The 14,225-nt window shown below is 47.3% G+C and carries 19 protein-coding genes; 5 read left to right on the forward strand and 14 right to left on the reverse strand.

The window, feature by feature from the left end; translation table 11 throughout:
• Positions 1–16: 16 nt before the first annotated feature.
• Complete coding sequence (locus H065_RS0121555; RefSeq protein ID WP_193746795.1) at positions 17–391, forward strand: YolD-like family protein; 375 nt, start codon at positions 17–19, stop codon at positions 389–391.
• Positions 392–506: 115 nt separating this feature from the next.
• Here H065_RS0121555 and H065_RS0121560 read toward each other — a convergent pair whose 3' ends face one another.
• Positions 507–1,226 carry a hypothetical protein gene (locus H065_RS0121560; protein ID WP_152425962.1) on the reverse strand — a complete coding sequence of 240 codons (720 nt, stop codon included), beginning with the start codon at positions 1,224–1,226 and terminating at the stop codon, positions 507–509.
• Positions 1,227–1,290: 64 nt separating this feature from the next.
• On the opposite strand from H065_RS0121560, the gene H065_RS0121565 reads away from it, so the two are divergent.
• Positions 1,291–1,629: a hypothetical protein gene (locus H065_RS0121565; protein ID WP_152425963.1), complete on the forward strand. Its 339-nt coding sequence runs from the start codon at positions 1,291–1,293 to the stop codon at positions 1,627–1,629.
• 201 nt (positions 1,630–1,830) lie between these two features.
• Here the strand turns inward: H065_RS0121565 and H065_RS0121570 are convergent, their stop codons facing one another.
• The 10 genes from H065_RS0121570 to H065_RS0121615 form a co-directional block, all read right to left on the reverse strand.
• Positions 1,831–2,514, reverse strand: coding sequence for an SOS response-associated peptidase (locus H065_RS0121570; RefSeq protein WP_017815176.1), 684 nt, complete (start codon positions 2,512–2,514; stop codon positions 1,831–1,833).
• A 65-nt stretch (positions 2,515–2,579) separates the two neighbouring features.
• The gene (locus H065_RS0121575; RefSeq protein ID WP_017815177.1) at positions 2,580–3,086 is read right to left on the reverse strand and encodes a hypothetical protein; all 507 of its coding nucleotides are present in this window, start codon (positions 3,084–3,086) and stop codon (positions 2,580–2,582) included.
• Positions 3,087–3,126: 40 nt separating this feature from the next.
• Complete coding sequence (locus H065_RS0121580) at positions 3,127–3,498, reverse strand: hypothetical protein (protein ID WP_017815178.1); 372 nt, start codon at positions 3,496–3,498, stop codon at positions 3,127–3,129.
• A gap of 51 nt (positions 3,499–3,549) precedes the next feature.
• Positions 3,550–4,527, reverse strand: coding sequence for an AFG1/ZapE family ATPase (gene zapE, locus H065_RS0121585; RefSeq protein WP_017815179.1), 978 nt, complete (start codon positions 4,525–4,527; stop codon positions 3,550–3,552).
• 113 nt (positions 4,528–4,640) lie between these two features.
• Complete coding sequence (locus H065_RS0121590; protein WP_017815180.1) at positions 4,641–5,438, reverse strand: hypothetical protein; 798 nt, start codon at positions 5,436–5,438, stop codon at positions 4,641–4,643.
• 152 nt (positions 5,439–5,590) lie between these two features.
• A complete protein-coding gene (locus H065_RS0121595) occupies positions 5,591–6,457 on the reverse strand; it encodes a hypothetical protein (RefSeq protein WP_017815181.1) in 867 nt (288 codons plus the stop codon).
• 61 nt (positions 6,458–6,518) lie between these two features.
• Positions 6,519–7,325 (reverse strand): hypothetical protein, encoded by an 807-nt coding sequence (locus H065_RS0121600; protein WP_017815182.1) that lies wholly within the window; start codon positions 7,323–7,325, stop codon positions 6,519–6,521.
• Positions 7,322–8,050, reverse strand: coding sequence for a hypothetical protein (locus H065_RS0121605; RefSeq protein ID WP_238558010.1), 729 nt, complete (start codon positions 8,048–8,050; stop codon positions 7,322–7,324). The genes H065_RS0121600 and H065_RS0121605 overlap by 4 nt, the downstream gene beginning before the upstream one ends.
• A 259-nt stretch (positions 8,051–8,309) precedes the next feature.
• Positions 8,310–9,260: a DUF2971 domain-containing protein gene (locus tag H065_RS0121610; protein WP_017815184.1), complete on the reverse strand. Its 951-nt coding sequence runs from the start codon at positions 9,258–9,260 to the stop codon at positions 8,310–8,312.
• A 22-nt stretch (positions 9,261–9,282) separates the two neighbouring features.
• Positions 9,283–10,308, reverse strand: a complete 1,026-nt coding sequence (locus H065_RS0121615; RefSeq protein WP_017815185.1) for a tyrosine-type recombinase/integrase — start codon at positions 10,306–10,308, stop codon at positions 9,283–9,285.
• A gap of 1,132 nt (positions 10,309–11,440) precedes the next feature.
• On the opposite strand from H065_RS0121615, the gene H065_RS28000 reads away from it, so the two are divergent.
• A complete protein-coding gene (locus H065_RS28000; protein ID WP_017815186.1) occupies positions 11,441–11,593 on the forward strand; it encodes a hypothetical protein in 153 nt (50 codons plus the stop codon).
• Positions 11,594–11,987: 394 nt separating this feature from the next.
• Here H065_RS28000 and H065_RS0121630 read toward each other — a convergent pair whose 3' ends face one another.
• Both H065_RS0121630 and H065_RS0121635 read right to left on the reverse strand, forming a co-directional pair.
• Entirely contained in the window at positions 11,988–12,230 is a 243-nt protein-coding gene (locus H065_RS0121630) for a hypothetical protein (protein WP_017815188.1), read from the reverse strand.
• A 41-nt stretch (positions 12,231–12,271) separates the two neighbouring features.
• A complete protein-coding gene (locus H065_RS0121635) occupies positions 12,272–12,496 on the reverse strand; it encodes a hypothetical protein (RefSeq protein ID WP_017815189.1) in 225 nt (74 codons plus the stop codon).
• Between the two features lie 435 nt (positions 12,497–12,931).
• Here H065_RS0121635 and H065_RS28365 point away from each other — a divergent pair, with 435 nt between their 5' ends.
• Complete coding sequence (locus H065_RS28365; protein ID WP_238558011.1) at positions 12,932–13,213, forward strand: hypothetical protein; 282 nt, start codon at positions 12,932–12,934, stop codon at positions 13,211–13,213.
• A 134-nt stretch (positions 13,214–13,347) separates the two neighbouring features.
• Here the strand turns inward: H065_RS28365 and H065_RS0121645 are convergent, their stop codons facing one another.
• Entirely contained in the window at positions 13,348–13,830 is a 483-nt protein-coding gene (locus tag H065_RS0121645; protein ID WP_017815191.1) for a hypothetical protein, read from the reverse strand.
• A gap of 23 nt (positions 13,831–13,853) precedes the next feature.
• Here H065_RS0121645 and H065_RS0121650 point away from each other — a divergent pair, with 23 nt between their 5' ends.
• Positions 13,854–14,108 (forward strand): hypothetical protein, encoded by a 255-nt coding sequence (locus H065_RS0121650; protein WP_017815192.1) that lies wholly within the window; start codon positions 13,854–13,856, stop codon positions 14,106–14,108.
• Positions 14,109–14,225 lie beyond the last annotated feature (117 nt).

Raw genomic sequence — 14,225 nt, forward strand, 5'->3', positions numbered from 1 at the left:
ATATAAAGTAATCGTTGTGGATATATCCATAACGATTACTTTGGTTGTCTATAACATATCTAAGAAAATAAGTCTTGATAACAACAAAAAGTGGGGAGGGCTCTTCCTTCCGGAACACCGTGACCGGCTGCAGGAATGGCTATTCGCGCAAGAAGACGTCCCGCGGCCTATTCTGAGTGCTGATCAGCTGGATGAGCTGAATCATGCGCTGCATCGCCACCTGATGGATCACCGCCCGGTCACCGTCTCCTTTTACCGGGATAAACGGATACAGCAGCTGCAGGGTATTCTACATAGCTGTGATGTTCAGACCCGCGTCCTGGTCGTATATGACAGCGACTATGAAGCCGTACACCTGAAGCTCGGTGACGTCGTATCAATCACCGAGTAACTGGCCTTTACTGACTTCGCTTTTACCTATGGTATTTGCCTTTTTGAACCGTTTATAAAGAGAAAGAAGCCCGGGAGCGCCGGGCTTCTTTCTCTTTATAGATTAAGTATAAAGATTAACCCCAATTCGGGAAGGTGTGTGTTTTGCTGTTAGTCCAGGTAGATTGATATTTCATGCCAATAGGTACCCCGTACACTTCGCTACCGACCAGATAATACCCTTTTACGGTCAGGTTGGCGGTGCTTTTGCTGAATGAGCTGCTCGCGCTTGTTTGAGTCCAGCTTAATCCTGCCTGCAGACCGGTTAAACCAGAAGTAATATTCGATATTCCACTTAATCCTGGGTTACTATAATTTTGGTCCCAGGTAATTTTATAGTTGTAATAGATATTTTTCCAGGACCAAGCGCCCAAAATCAACGTTTGGTACCAAGTAATCTGTCCATCGGTATAGCTGCGAGTGAAAGCTGCCGCCTCTCTGCCTCCATCATGAGAAGCACTGGCGCCAGGTACAGGGGGAACAGGAGTCACCACATTCTGGGTTTCAGAGGAAGACGCTTTGTCTGCTTCAACCAAAGCCTTCATAAAAGCATCGAGCTCCTCAATCGATTTAAATTGGATAGGCTCGGATACCTTTTCGCTGACAATTCCTTGATTTTGTGAATTGTCAGGTAATAGTTCCATCCCGTATTTCTCTGCGATCGCCTGGGCAGCTTCACGCACCTCTTCCTTACTCATAGTCACTTGAGAGGCGACAGGTTCTGCAGCTAAAGCGGGTGAAACGGCACCAAACAGCAAAACGGATGACAAAGCAAACATACTGAACTTTCTAAACAATGCAATACAACTCCTTTAGTGTTATATTTATATAAACCCATTTAATGGATAAATGAGTATATATATGGAAGGTGATGAAAACATGCGTATTTTGATTATTGTTCTAAGTTTTATTCTTCCTTTGTTAGGTGCAGGTAATCAGCAGGGTAGTCAGTTTGGTTGGCCGGTACACTTTATTTTGTACAAAAATGGAAATCCAGTTACCACTGAGCCTGGATTCAGCTTATTAAAATGGGAATACTTGTCGCAATGCAGCTTCCGTTTCGATCTCTATCTGGTCTCAGTTCTTCTTATGTATTTCATGTTGATCGGTATAAGATACACCTATCAGGAATGGAAAAGCCGTAAACAACGTAATAGTCAACTTCTAAAAGAAAGAGAACATCAAATCAACCGTGTTTGATCTTCCATTTTTTTCTATTATAGCATAAGAATTACACATATATGTTATTTATGTAATTATTTAGAATTTTTTTAAGAAGCATTTCTTGATTTAGACAAATATGGACCAGATAAAAAGACCCTATCGGTACCAATAGGGTCTTTTTATGTCCGCTTTTAGCCTATTACTTATGAAAAAAGGACACATAAACGGCTCGCCTGTCTATTTGGAGTTTAAAGGGACTTCCTCAATCAGATCCAGCTGGCTGTTCGTTACCTTCCCCACTGCTTTGGAAACCGGATACTTGATCATCTGATCCGCCGGATAAGGAACCAGAAGCTGCTGCAGCTGCTCCTTATCGGTCACGTCCGGATCAAGCCAGGCAGCCAGGGCATCTGCAGATAGAATCACCGGCATCCGGTCATGCACTTCCGCAGCCAGTGGGTTCGGCTCTGTCGTAATAATCGTGCAGCTGCGGATCAGCTCGCCGTCTTCCGGCGATTTCCACTCATCATACAACCCTGCAAAAGCAAACGGCGCTTTGGACTCTAGCTGGAAGCGAAACGGCTGCTTCTCTTTCCCCTCTTTCTTCCATTCGTAATATCCATCAGCAATTACAGCCACCCGATGGCGCGGCATCAAATTCCGGAAAGAGGGCTTGCTGGCTACCGTCTCTGCCCGTGCATTGATCATTTTAAAGCCGATCTTCGGATCTTTGGCCCAGGACGGGATGAGTCCCCACCGGTAACCTTCCAGCTCCCGGCCGTCTGCCTGCATCCGGATCACCGGCACGTCCTGGGTAGGAGCAATATTGGTACGTGGTGACTGGTCATATCGCAGGTGTGCCAGGTTAAAAGCTTCCGCCAGCTGACTCATCTCGGTCATTAGTGTATATCGTCCGCACATAGAATACCTCCTGGTTATAAGAGGAGCCCGGCAAACAACGCGGGCTCGATCAGAGAATGGTCAGGCTATTCCACTTGTTCTTCCGTCAATTCAACGTACCAGGTCTGCTGATTATCGTCGGTTACTTCTACGCGGCGTTGCGGCTGCAGCGCCACATCGCTGCCCTCTGAATCGATAGCGTCATAAAAAGTAAGTACTTCTCCACTAGGCAAGGTAGCCTCGTACAGATAATATACCCGCTGAGCAGCGGAGTTTTCGTTGCCGTCATTATCCGTCCAGCTATCATCCGTATGGGTCGCCTGAATTTCTGCAGTTACTTTAACACTGCGGGCTCCGTCTGGTGTTTTATACAGGTGAACGTAATAGGGCGCGATATATTCTGCTCTTTCCATGAAGCTGCCGATTCGGGTATTCCCAAACTGATCAACAAGGATTTGGTACCCAAAAACGACAACTACGATCGCTACCCATCCCAGGCTTTTATATTTCTCACTTTTCTGCTTACGGGTCGCCCATCGATTAAACAGCCAAACGAGAATAGCCGCTACAATTAATGTGGTCCAAAAAGACATGCCACACTCTCCCTATGTGTAGAAATAGATGCCACGGCGATTACTCGCTGGAAAGCTGCAGCGACAGCTGCTGTACAGGAGCTGCTGATCGCTTCAACGACGAAGAAGACGTTTCCTCCGCCAACGCGACAATCGCTTTGGCGGCACGGATCAATTCGGTTTCCGCCTCTCTCTGTCTCCGGGCGGGCCATTGTTTTTCCAGCTGATCCCGAAGCCCCCTTACTTCTGCACGAAGAGAAGCATTTTCGTCCATGACGTTCAGCATCTGCCGCTTTGTATGCTCTTCATTCTGGCACAAACGATCATAGCGTTCTTCCATCCAGGTCTTTTCTTCCATCAGATTCGCATAATCACTTTGCAGCTGATGGTATTTCTGCTGAAGCTTCTGCAGCTGCTCCTCTACATTCCGCATGGTCCATCTCCTTTTTGATCAATACGGATCTGCAGCGCACCTGACTGCAGATCATTCCTCTTTATTGTTCAGTGAGTTCATCGGCCGCTGGTTGGCGCCGGTCACGCGGATGACTTCCACATAGGGAGCAATCCGGTTTATCAGCCGCTCGGCTTTAAAATGATCGTCGCCGTCTTTATGTGTAAAGCTCAGATGCGTCTGCAGATCAGCCAGCGCGTAGTTGGAGGTGTAAAAGGTCGGCTTTTTATCCATCCGATCATTCAGGATCATACCCAGGATATGATCACGTACCCAGGGATTCAGGTTTTCGGCTCCGATATCGTCCAGCACCAGTAGATCCGTTTCTTTCAGCAGTTTCATGGCTGCCTGCAGCTTATTCGGATCATTCATAAGCAGCTTCATATCTTCTACAAATTCCGGCAGATAGACAATAACACCGGTATGTCCCAGCTTGGCCAGCTCATGCAGCAAGAAGCCCAGTAAATAGGTTTTACCGGTACCGAATCCGCCCTGCAGATACAATCCTTTTTTCGGCAGTTTCTGCGTATGAGTCACCTGCTGCAGATACTGCAGCACCCGCCGGACGGCAGGCGTCCGCTCTTTCTCCCGGGAAGCGATTTCCTGCGCATCATATCCGCGCTCTACTGCTTCCCGGTCATCGTGATAGCTCATGATGTTGCGGCGGATCTGCTGCTGATGCTCCAGGACGCGCTGATGCCTGCAGCGCACTCGCCGGTCTTCCAGCCGGGTGTCGCCGGCCAGATGGACCACTTCCAGATGCGTATAATGTCCTGGCAGGTCCAGCGGACACAGGTCGAGCCCTGGGCACTGCTCACAGTGCCGCCGGTTATTCCGGTATTCCAGGATCTTCGGCAGGCTGCCCTGCAGCACAGACTGGGGTAGGCCGGGGTGCTTCTCCATGAATTCGGAGACGATCGGGTCCTGCAGCAGCTCCTGCTGAAGCAACTGATTTTTCTGCTGCAGTTGCAGCAGCCGGGCGAATCGTTCTTCCGGACTTGATGTGGTCATCCTTTTCTCCTTTCTCATGAGTTGCATTTTATTGATTTCGAAGACTTATGATGTAGAGTAATTCGGTCATAATACTTTTGGGACAAAATTTTAATAAATCAGGAATTTCTACGTTAAGATTGCTCTTCATTTTTTGTCTTTTTATTTTTATTGAATAGCTTTTTCGATGGCAAATAAGGTACAATTTCTTCGTTTTGCATCTCATTCATTAATTTATCTAAAAGAGTAACTTTTTCTTTAGCAAATTGATCAATTTTTTGTGCTAATGTTACAATTTCTTCTACTGATTCTGCTGAAAAAGTAACTGTAACTGTTCCATCGCTATCAACGGTTTTTTGATCATTAGCAGTAACAGGAGTAGTAGTCTCTTTTTCACCTGCTATTACCGTAATTGTTTGATGATCGGGAATATAAAGACGTTGCCGAAGCTCTGTGATTAACTCATAAAAGGTAAATGATTCTGTATATATCTTTTCTACTCTAGGTTCATATCGGCCTATGACAATTTTGCGCTGTTTCATTCGCGTAGCCATTTTAAGATTAGATTCATATTCAGATTTTGAATGTTTATCAATATGATTATTCAACATTTCCATACTGCCTTTACCTTTAAAAACAGTCCAAATCATTTGTTTCATACCCGTGAATTGTGTATAAACTTGCTTTAATTCAGTAAGTGTTTCTACCAATTCATCAACTGCTTTAAAACGTAGATCCCTTTCAAATTTGAGTAGTTCGTTATTCCAATTTGATTCTTTAGTTTTATTTACGTTGCTCCGAGCAATATATGCGGATGCAGCCGCTACGCTTACTGCTATTATAGAAATAATCGTTGGTGGTGCTTTCCACCATGGTTGCTGATTCATTGCATTGTACTGTTCTATTATATGAAAAACGTCTTCTGGCTTCATAAACGGCCCCTCTAAAATTATTAGATTTCAGTATCTGCCTTAGGATATTCTCTATAGAAAAATTAATGTAGACGGATGAGTAAGCTCAGTTATATTAGACTACTTGTATAATCCTCGCTGTGAGCTCTGCATCAAACCGCTACTATATCGATTCAGAGTCCCTTTTTTTTCATCTGCAGACGCTGATGATAGTCTTCACGCAAAATTGTACTGATCCGGTTATCGATGCGGTATAAAGGGTATTCCTGAACTTCGCTAATCCAAAGAAGTGCCGTGCACTTTGACTTCTCTGCTCGGCGCGCTGCCTGGATATCCTCGGGAAGTTCCCTCTGTATCTGTTGCTCCGGAATCAGGTCATAAGCAGGCACAATTGCCGGTTCACTTTCCTTGCCCATAAAAATGGTGTACGCCCGGTATAACATCTCGGTAACGGGCAAGTCCCAGGTCTCCGGGAAGAACGGACAAACCAGATCAAACATGGTGACAGCCCCCAATCGATGCGTGCCCTGCAGCGTATCGATCTTTTCGGTATCCATATATAGCAGCAGCTCGGCAGCCGGTATAAAAGTCCAGTACCGGTCAGTGATATGATCCTCTACTCGTCGCTGCTCATCTGGCGGCTGAAAGAAAGAAATTATCGGCAGCGTACCACGCTCCCGCGAGATCCGGATCGTCTGCAGCACCCGCTCCCGGGTAATCAGCGGTCTGCCGGTTTCCTTTTCCGGCTGGTTCCGATACACCAAATACCGGCAGCATTGTACGGTGAATCCGATCCAGGTATCCGTCGATCCAGAACGCACCCACCATTCATAGGGGACCAGCATATCCTGATCATCCATCGCCGGTTCTCCTATAATCTGCAGCTGCTCTGGCGCGGAGGCATAGAACAAACGCACCGTATTCAAGATCTGCTGCAGCACCTGCTGCTCTCGCACGCCCTGGCCATTATCCCCTATCGATGGCAGGAATCTCCCCAGCATACGGGTAGACGCCTGCACAGAATCAATAAAATAATCCATCGTAATGGCTCCTATCCTTTTCGTGTTTCTTCTCTATATCAGTACCTCCTGTACCTGTGAATTACTGAGACACCATTGTCCGGAACACTCCCCATAACTGGTTCGCGTCCCAGGTATGATCGCCATAACAGCCATGCCACAAATCAAAGTGCAGTGTTGTGACAGGATGGTGTGCAGGATCGGCGCCGCCGATATCGACGATCAAGTGCGGCGTTTCCTCACCGGTTTCGAGATAATGTTGAATATCCGCTGGACTCGCCAGTCGGATTGGATCACTGGGTTCCAAGTACATCCGGATCTGCAGCGTACCGGTACCCTCTCCGTACCATTCTTGATAACAGGCGGCGGCTCGCTCTCTGACAAAGGCATCAAACTCCGGATGCGTCCAAGACGCTAACTGATCCAGCGGCGGTGGTAATTCTTTCTGCTGCTGAATGATATGATAACTACTCTTTAGCCAGGACTCACCGGCGATAGACTTCCAGCGATCCGTGAAGCGTTCCAGCGGATTTTCCGATTCGATATCGGTCGAAAAAGAATGGACGAATATATGCATTGGCATCGACGGACGCTGCTGATAAAAAGCATTTAAATACTCCGCGATATAATGATCGATTCGGCGCCGATAGATGAACGGTCCCGCTGAAACGGAAGAAGCCAGAAGAATCGGCTCTTTGTTGTTCCGGCATAAAAGCACATATACATCCAGGGCATCTGCCGATCGATGACGTACCTCAGATCGGATAATCTCCCATCTTCTTTGCTCCAGCGGATGGGTTTCTTCCAGGATCAGCCGAATTTTATCCTCTGGCACTTGTTTGTTACGAAGTCGCTGCAGCAGCATCGTTTTAGCGGACTGGCTACTCATAACATCCTATCCCTTGAAGCTGCCGGATGATACCAGCTGCTTCCCGCTCCTGGGCTGACGATATAACCTGATTTTGGGGCCATCCATTCCGGCGGATCATACGAGAAATCCCCTTCTTCCCGTACCGGTAATCCATATTCTTTTACATAGGCACTGCGCATGGACAGCTGAACAGCATTCATTTTAGGCAGCACCCGATCCGGAGGGCCAGCCATCTGCAGCCAGATCTGCATCAGAAAATCGTCCGCTTGTAGTACAGACACTTCCGGTAACGTCTGGGCGATCTGATACACTTTCGGTTTGAGCTTTTCTGGTCCTAAAGGATTGGCAGATCCGGTAGGCATCTTGCCGCCATACATCTGTAATAGTAGAAAATGAACATGCTGCAGATGCAGAGAACCTTCTTTCAAGCATGCGAGCAGCAGGTTCACCATTTTGCTTTTTTCAGAAGCTGTAAAGCTTTGCATATTGGTCAAAGGCGCATTGCGCAAAAAATCCAAATTATATGTGCAAGCGGCCAATTGATGGCCGTCTTGGGTATAGGTCATGATCACAGGAATAGTCATAGGGAGATCCGACAGATCCATTTTTTTGTCGATTAATTTGTCTTCGATTTGTTGAAGCACTGTTCTTCTAATCGCTTTGTGTACACCCTTTTCTTTTTCTACCTGCGGGCTTTCAACGTCTTTTGGCGTACTCTTCACCTCGATAAACTCCCTTTCCATTAGGCTTGTATACGTACGCGGTTCCCTTCCGTAATAGTGAAATAATCTGCACCGGAAGAGTGAATACGAATAGGTTCTCCACTGTGAAAAGACCATTCATATCGTCCCTAAATCCAGCCTTTACGAAATTTAACGCTCATGGCCTGTCCGGCATAGATCGGTTGTCCATCCACAAAATGCCGGAGCTCATTCGGACTCTTTCATGTCCCAGGATAATAATGCCTTAATAAAAAGATTCCTCGATCAGAAAGATGACGTTTTAAAAACGTAACGGAATCGTGGACTGGGTAATAGCAATTGCTTCTACTGGTTTGGTTAATAACTGAGTCTTCAGCCACCGTTGTAATCCTTCTACTGCTAAATCATGTTTAATTAAAGGCCCTACATTAATCGATTGTAGAGGTATTTCATCGCTCTCTGTTTTAACACTTACTTTAATATAGGGAACCATAATTCCTTGATAGGGACGATAATTTGGCGCCGACGAATATTGTCTACGAATATATACGCGAAATTCTGCTTCGTCTCTGAATCCAGGATGTTTAAAAAAGGAAGAATACGTACTAAAACGGATAAGAGCATAATCTATAATTGCTCTAGTAAATCTTTCTGAACCTAACTCTTGCCATTTTTCATCATCTTTATTTTCTAAAAACCAATTATATGCACTTTCTAATTCTTCACTTAAAATTTTAATTTGTAAGGCTTTATCATAAATAACTTGTGCTGCTAAAACTATTCCTACATTTTTAGTTTCGTTTAATTTGTTCATTAACTCAATCATTTCTATTTTGGAAAAACCCAAACAATATCCATCATTTCTCCCGTAGTAATTCCACATGGATAATGAATCGGATTGAGTTGAGAAAGATAAAACATATTGCTCAGTAAGACCCAGTAATCTGCTATGATGTGACTTAATTTGAGATAATTTATTAACAAAATCTTTCCTTGCGGAAGCACTAGGATTTTTCTTGATGAAACTCTCTATTACTTGATCGAGTACCTCCCAAAAATAAATACTTTCGGAGGAATCATTCATATATTTTACATGAGTAACCCAAAATTCCCCTTTAGATATAATACCTTCCAATCCATGTATCGAAGTATAATGGTACAATGTATTAAATTCATTATCCATGAGTTGATGAGAACCCAAGTTATCATTAAATTCCTCGTACATATCGTCTAATACTGTTCTTTCTGACATTTCGTCCTCCTCAATATAATAGTTAATTTTTATGATCCAACTGCTCGATACGCTTTCTAAATCCTTCTTCGGTTTGCATGGTATACCTGACTGTCGTCTGGATCGCCAGCCCCCCACTTTTCGTGGTATGCCCCAAATAAGCTGCAATTTCTTCGAGTGTCCATTTTTCTTCATTTCGCATGCGGTGCGCGAAATCATGCCGTAGATCATGGAAGGTGATTTCTTTAATCTCTTCATACTGCTCGACCGGCGCGCTGAGCTTCAGCTTATTAAACCACTTATTGATACCGCTCTCGGTCAGACGTTCGCCCATTTGCGAGACAAATACATACGGGCTTTCTTCTGCACGGGCATACTGCGATCGGCAGCCCGGCTCCCGGCCATACAGATACAGCTCCAGGGCGCGCCGCACCGAGTTGGTCACCTGAACCATCCGGCGTTTTTCATTTTTATAGCCCCAGTTTAGTACTGCTTTTTTGGGCGATAGGGTCACATCGGCCACCTTGAGGGTAGAGACGTCACTGATCCGTCCGCCTGCCATAAAGCCCAGCTGGAATACAGCGGCACCGCGCGGATCATCCTGCCGCTCGACCAGGTTTCGCAGAATATACCGCTGCCGGTCGGAAAGCTCCCGCGGTGGCCGCGTCGGCTGCACCGGTATTTTGACATACTGCAGCGCATTACGTGTCAGCGGTTCTTCCCAGGTCTCTGCATTTGCAATCGACTGCACCATTTTGAGCGCTGCTTTGACCTTATTCAGGTGACTCGAACCTCTCCCGTCGTGCTTCAGCTTTGAGAAAAAGCCCTGCACTGCCGTTTGCGTCATCAGCTGCGGATAAAATCCATGTTCACCGCCCGGCTGCTCCCTGATCCATTCGATAAACTGCCGGAAGATGGTCGAGTAGCCCGACTGCGTTTTACCCACCAGCTCCCGCATCGTCATTTCTTTCTGCAGCAGCTCAAGCCATTCTTCCGTACTTCGCACATCCGGATGGCGAGGTGAAACGGCTTGTGGAGACGTTCCCGGGAACGAAACAAGATTATCCATATTTTTCCTCCTTCATATCAAAAAACGAACCTATAACCCTTCGATTGTCAAGCAAAATTTTGTCGCCAAATGAGAAGGAAATCGTGACCCTTAAAATTACCATTTTCATCCATAAAAATAAGCATTGAAGAAGAGGAATGGTTTTCCTTTTAAAAATTCCATATTTAGGGAAAGAGAGGTCGGATTTCGATTTTACCTTTTAATTCCTTTTTACATCTTCACTAATTTAATTGCTACCAATTAATAAGTATAAATGATTGAAGTAAGCAATCTAAAATAGTGAGATCAACAGTGATATGGATTGTCAATCCTTTTTCCGCATAAGGGTAAAAACAGGAAATAATTCTCTTCCCCTTTTTGAAATCTCAAATCAAGCAAAATTTATTCCTTTGAGTCTCATTATACCGTATAAGGGGAAGAGAATGTATATTCTCCTCCCCTTTATTTTTACTCCTTTTTCTTCCATTTTAATATGTAAGCAAATATTATTATTAACATTTAATTGATGGATACTTAATGGTATGAAATATATACGTTCTCCGCTGATCCTCTTGCAGAATAGTAACAGCTAAAAAAGCGTGAAATTTTACTTGTTATACTAACTTCTAAGTCATTAATCTATTATTTCGTTTCTAAGCGATTTTTAATTTCAGGGTCGACCTGATGGTCGTGAAAATCGATTTAAACCAAAATACGCGCCTGAGCAGCCAAAACCCTTGCTGCATCAGGCTTTTTTGCTATACCACCTCTCTTTTCGCCTTGAAATTCAATTATTTTTCCTTCTGTTCGTAAAAACAGGGCCAAAGTCGGTCAGTCTTGGCGTTCCTTTGATCGAGAAAGAGCCATGTTTGACTGTGAACAAAGCTAATGATCTGCTGTTTAACACTTGAAGATGCACTTTCATCTTTTTTCTGTCATTCTTCCCTGCATTTTGTCTACGAAAAATGAGATTCGTTCTCTGCAAATGCACGATGAGTAACCGGAATGACACTCCGTCTACGAGCCTTACCGCTCAATCTATAAGTGCGCGAAAAAATCATAGCTTTGTCTCTGCAAAAATCACAATCGTTCTCTGCAGATACACAGATCGGAAATGGCTTCGATCTCAAAATATACTGAAGGAGTGACCGGCATGACAAAACAACTATCAAAAGACCAAAAGAAGAACTCAGCACCAACCCCCTCTCCAAAGAAGCAAAAGCTTTCTATATCGGATTGGATTAAGCTGTTCATTCAGCTGTGTAGAGAACTGCACTGGCTGCTGGAATTTTTAGACTGGTTTTAACATGGGCGATGCTGCTGCTTCTCATTAGAGGTATTGACCGATCGATGAGTAGTGCAGCCTACAGATCCTTCCACCACCCCCTTGCCGTGCAACTACGCAGCAGAGGGTGGTTTTTTCAAGGTTATTCTGTCATTTTGTAATAGAAAGCTCTCTCACTCCGATTGTATAAGTATAAGGCAAAATACAGGCTTCCTTGGAGGTGAGGATTATGGAAATACTAAACGGCATCCTGAATAACGCTGTGCTCTTCAGCGAACTCGTTCGAAATATATTCATTTGTTGCCTTCTTGTAAACCAGCTCCGTAGGGAGAAAGGCACTGCCGATCGATAAACAGTGAGGCACCCATGCATTCATACTTCCCTGCCGTGCTGCCGCACCGCAGGGAAAATTGGGTTATGACCAAGGTGTCATCCATGCATTCGCATCGATTACAATCTGCGTACCGATCCAGTCACCCAGGATCTCCTCTGGATCTTCATCCTGATTACAAGCTTCGTAGTATTCTTCAAAGTTCATACCGGTATACACTTCAAAGCCAGCTGCCGCTCGTCCCCGGGCATCCGGACCTTGATAGGTTTTCACATACTGTACCAGATCACTCACCATACAGATTAATACAACCACTTCGTTTTTCATGTTCATCATCCTCCCCTTTATAATAGTAGATTCTCGATCATTTATTCCGCTTCCAGGATCTCGATACCGGTGCCGCCCAGTTCCTTCCCCAGGATATGATAGCTGTCTTCATCGCCGGTCTCCCAGCGTCGCTGGAATTCCACGTAAAACACTTCCGTATACTGCTCAAAAGCGGCCGCCGCCCTGTTCTCTGCATCCTCCCCGACAAAGGCTTTGACTTCCCAAACTTCCTCTCGATACATCCCAATAAAGACCACTACTTTCATTGTCCTCATCCTTTCGTTTTCATATCGACACTTGGCTTCCCGGCTTCCTTCTTCCCCCTGGCATCCATGGCCAGATCGCCGGCCCGAGCGGCCTGAGCGGATCACTTCTTGAAGAGAGGAGCAGTGTCCACCTGCCTGGGCTGCAGGAGAAGAAAGATGTGGTTTTCAAAGTGTCATCTATGACCGAGTCGCCAGAGCATACGAACCGGCCGGAAGAGAGAGGGGCAAGGGTCTGCCGGTAGGCTGGCACAGCCACCCTTGCGCATCGACCGACCAGCTGGTTAGCTATGATCGGCGATTCGGGCAGGGAGGGCACGGCAGAAAATCACATCTCGATCGGCTGCAGACCAGCTGCAGGGGGAAACTGCTCCTCTCACAGCTGGCAGGACTGATTTCTTCCGGCACAACTGATGGATCCATCCTATGCGGTTTACGATGGAGGATCGGATTCCGGGTTTTCTCGCAATCAGTAGCTCCCCTGCCTTTCCGGATCCGAATTCTCTTTCTACCCTGCCGGCATATTCCTACTTCATCCGCGACCGGCCACCTATGCCGATTTGGGTCGCTCTGACGCAGGTCATGTCCGAGTTACCCACTGCCGCCGACTACTGGACCTTCCGTGGGCTGGGACCGGTGCACCTGCGGTATGTCACACAGCTCGCCGCTCGGTTCGACGCGGACCGCTACAAGCTCGTCCGTCCGGATGAGCCGCTGTGAGGGACCGAAGTCGGACCGCTGTGCGACCGGTCGCTCGCAGGCGGCCGTGCTCCGCCTCCGGACCGGTGATCCCTACGACGCGGCCACCGTCCAGGAGCAGGGGATTCTAAGGACGAACAACGCCTACGTCATGCCTAAGAAGCAGCGGCGCGGTCAGGTCGCCGCGCATCCAACACCGTCACAAGCCACCGGCGCCCTTCGATCGTCGTCTTGTCGGCCGACAACGTACCACGACCGAACTCCTGCGAGCGGCGACCGAAGTCCACCGGCAGCCTGCTGCGCGGCCCGTGCAGCTCGTCACCTCGCGACTTGCCCACAAGGTGCGCACCGGTGCGATACGCCATTCCTTCGATCCGTGCCCGTTCCTTTCCCCGCGAGATGACCCACGCGGCGCCACCGTCTCCGAAGTCGAAGCCGGGCGAACACGTAAACTGGTTGATGGCCGGAAGCGCCCAGAAGTCCACCGCCGTCATGAGCACGGCGTCATACTCGGTGCGCCGCGTGAAGTCGCCCAGCAGCCATTCCACCGGAAGCAGCCCATTGCACCGCTGCCAGATCTCGCTCACCAGGTATGACGCGTGATCGGCCAACGACACGTGGTTACGAACCCGTGACATTCCGCTGTGCGCCCGCAGACTACATGAAGCGGTTCCTGCTGTGCTCCGCTCCCCGGCGCTTCCACATCAACCCGCTCAGACAGGCTGTGCAGATCCTCGCCCGCGACGGGTACAAGGTGCGGATCGCCGCCCCGATGAACATGGAGGCGCACGCCACATTGTGCTACGGCCTGGAGTTCGACGCGGCCGGGATCGACTGGACGGCCGGCGCCGGATCGGTCGCCGGCTGTCGGCTGTCGTCTGGGTACCTGAAGGATGGCAACGACGGGTGCGCGTGATCCTCGACCGTAGTGCGGTGGAGACCCGATGTGATCCTCCGCGACTCGTCGGACATGGGCAGCCTCATCGCGGCGCGACGCCTCGACCTGCCGTGCATCACCCTCGGCAACAGCGTC

This window comes from Paenibacillus shenyangensis, assembly GCF_000346635.1.
In the GTDB taxonomy this organism is placed as follows: domain Bacteria; phylum Bacillota; class Bacilli; order Paenibacillales; family Paenibacillaceae; genus Saccharibacillus; species Saccharibacillus dauci.

Bases quoted from the DNA above. Each gene is read 5' to 3' on its own strand.
- H065_RS0121565 (WP_152425963.1), top strand. From the start codon at position 1,291: ATGGAAGGTGATGAAAACATGCGTATTTTGATTATTGTTCTAAGTTTT.
- H065_RS0121570 (WP_017815176.1), bottom strand. From the start codon at position 2,514: ATGTGCGGACGATATACACTAATGACCGAGATGAGTCAGCTGGCGGAA.
- H065_RS0121575 (WP_017815177.1), bottom strand. From the start codon at position 3,086: ATGTCTTTTTGGACCACATTAATTGTAGCGGCTATTCTCGTTTGGCTG.
- H065_RS0121580 (WP_017815178.1), bottom strand. From the start codon at position 3,498: ATGCGGAATGTAGAGGAGCAGCTGCAGAAGCTTCAGCAGAAATACCAT.
- zapE (WP_017815179.1), bottom strand. From the start codon at position 4,527: ATGACCACATCAAGTCCGGAAGAACGATTCGCCCGGCTGCTGCAACTG.
- H065_RS0121590 (WP_017815180.1), bottom strand. From the start codon at position 5,438: ATGAAGCCAGAAGACGTTTTTCATATAATAGAACAGTACAATGCAATG.
- H065_RS0121595 (WP_017815181.1), bottom strand. From the start codon at position 6,457: ATGGATTATTTTATTGATTCTGTGCAGGCGTCTACCCGTATGCTGGGG.
- H065_RS0121600 (WP_017815182.1), bottom strand. From the start codon at position 7,325: ATGAGTAGCCAGTCCGCTAAAACGATGCTGCTGCAGCGACTTCGTAAC.
- H065_RS0121605 (WP_238558010.1), bottom strand. From the start codon at position 8,050: ATGGAAAGGGAGTTTATCGAGGTGAAGAGTACGCCAAAAGACGTTGAA.
- H065_RS0121610 (WP_017815184.1), bottom strand. From the start codon at position 9,260: ATGTCAGAAAGAACAGTATTAGACGATATGTACGAGGAATTTAATGAT.
- H065_RS0121615 (WP_017815185.1), bottom strand. From the start codon at position 10,308: ATGGATAATCTTGTTTCGTTCCCGGGAACGTCTCCACAAGCCGTTTCA.
- H065_RS28000 (WP_017815186.1), top strand. From the start codon at position 11,441: ATGACAAAACAACTATCAAAAGACCAAAAGAAGAACTCAGCACCAACC.
- H065_RS0121630 (WP_017815188.1), bottom strand. From the start codon at position 12,230: ATGAAAAACGAAGTGGTTGTATTAATCTGTATGGTGAGTGATCTGGTA.
- H065_RS0121635 (WP_017815189.1), bottom strand. From the start codon at position 12,496: ATGAAAGTAGTGGTCTTTATTGGGATGTATCGAGAGGAAGTTTGGGAA.
- H065_RS28365 (WP_238558011.1), top strand. From the start codon at position 12,932: ATGGAGGATCGGATTCCGGGTTTTCTCGCAATCAGTAGCTCCCCTGCC.
- H065_RS0121645 (WP_017815191.1), bottom strand. From the start codon at position 13,830: ATGTCACGGGTTCGTAACCACGTGTCGTTGGCCGATCACGCGTCATAC.
- H065_RS0121650 (WP_017815192.1), top strand. From the start codon at position 13,854: ATGAAGCGGTTCCTGCTGTGCTCCGCTCCCCGGCGCTTCCACATCAAC.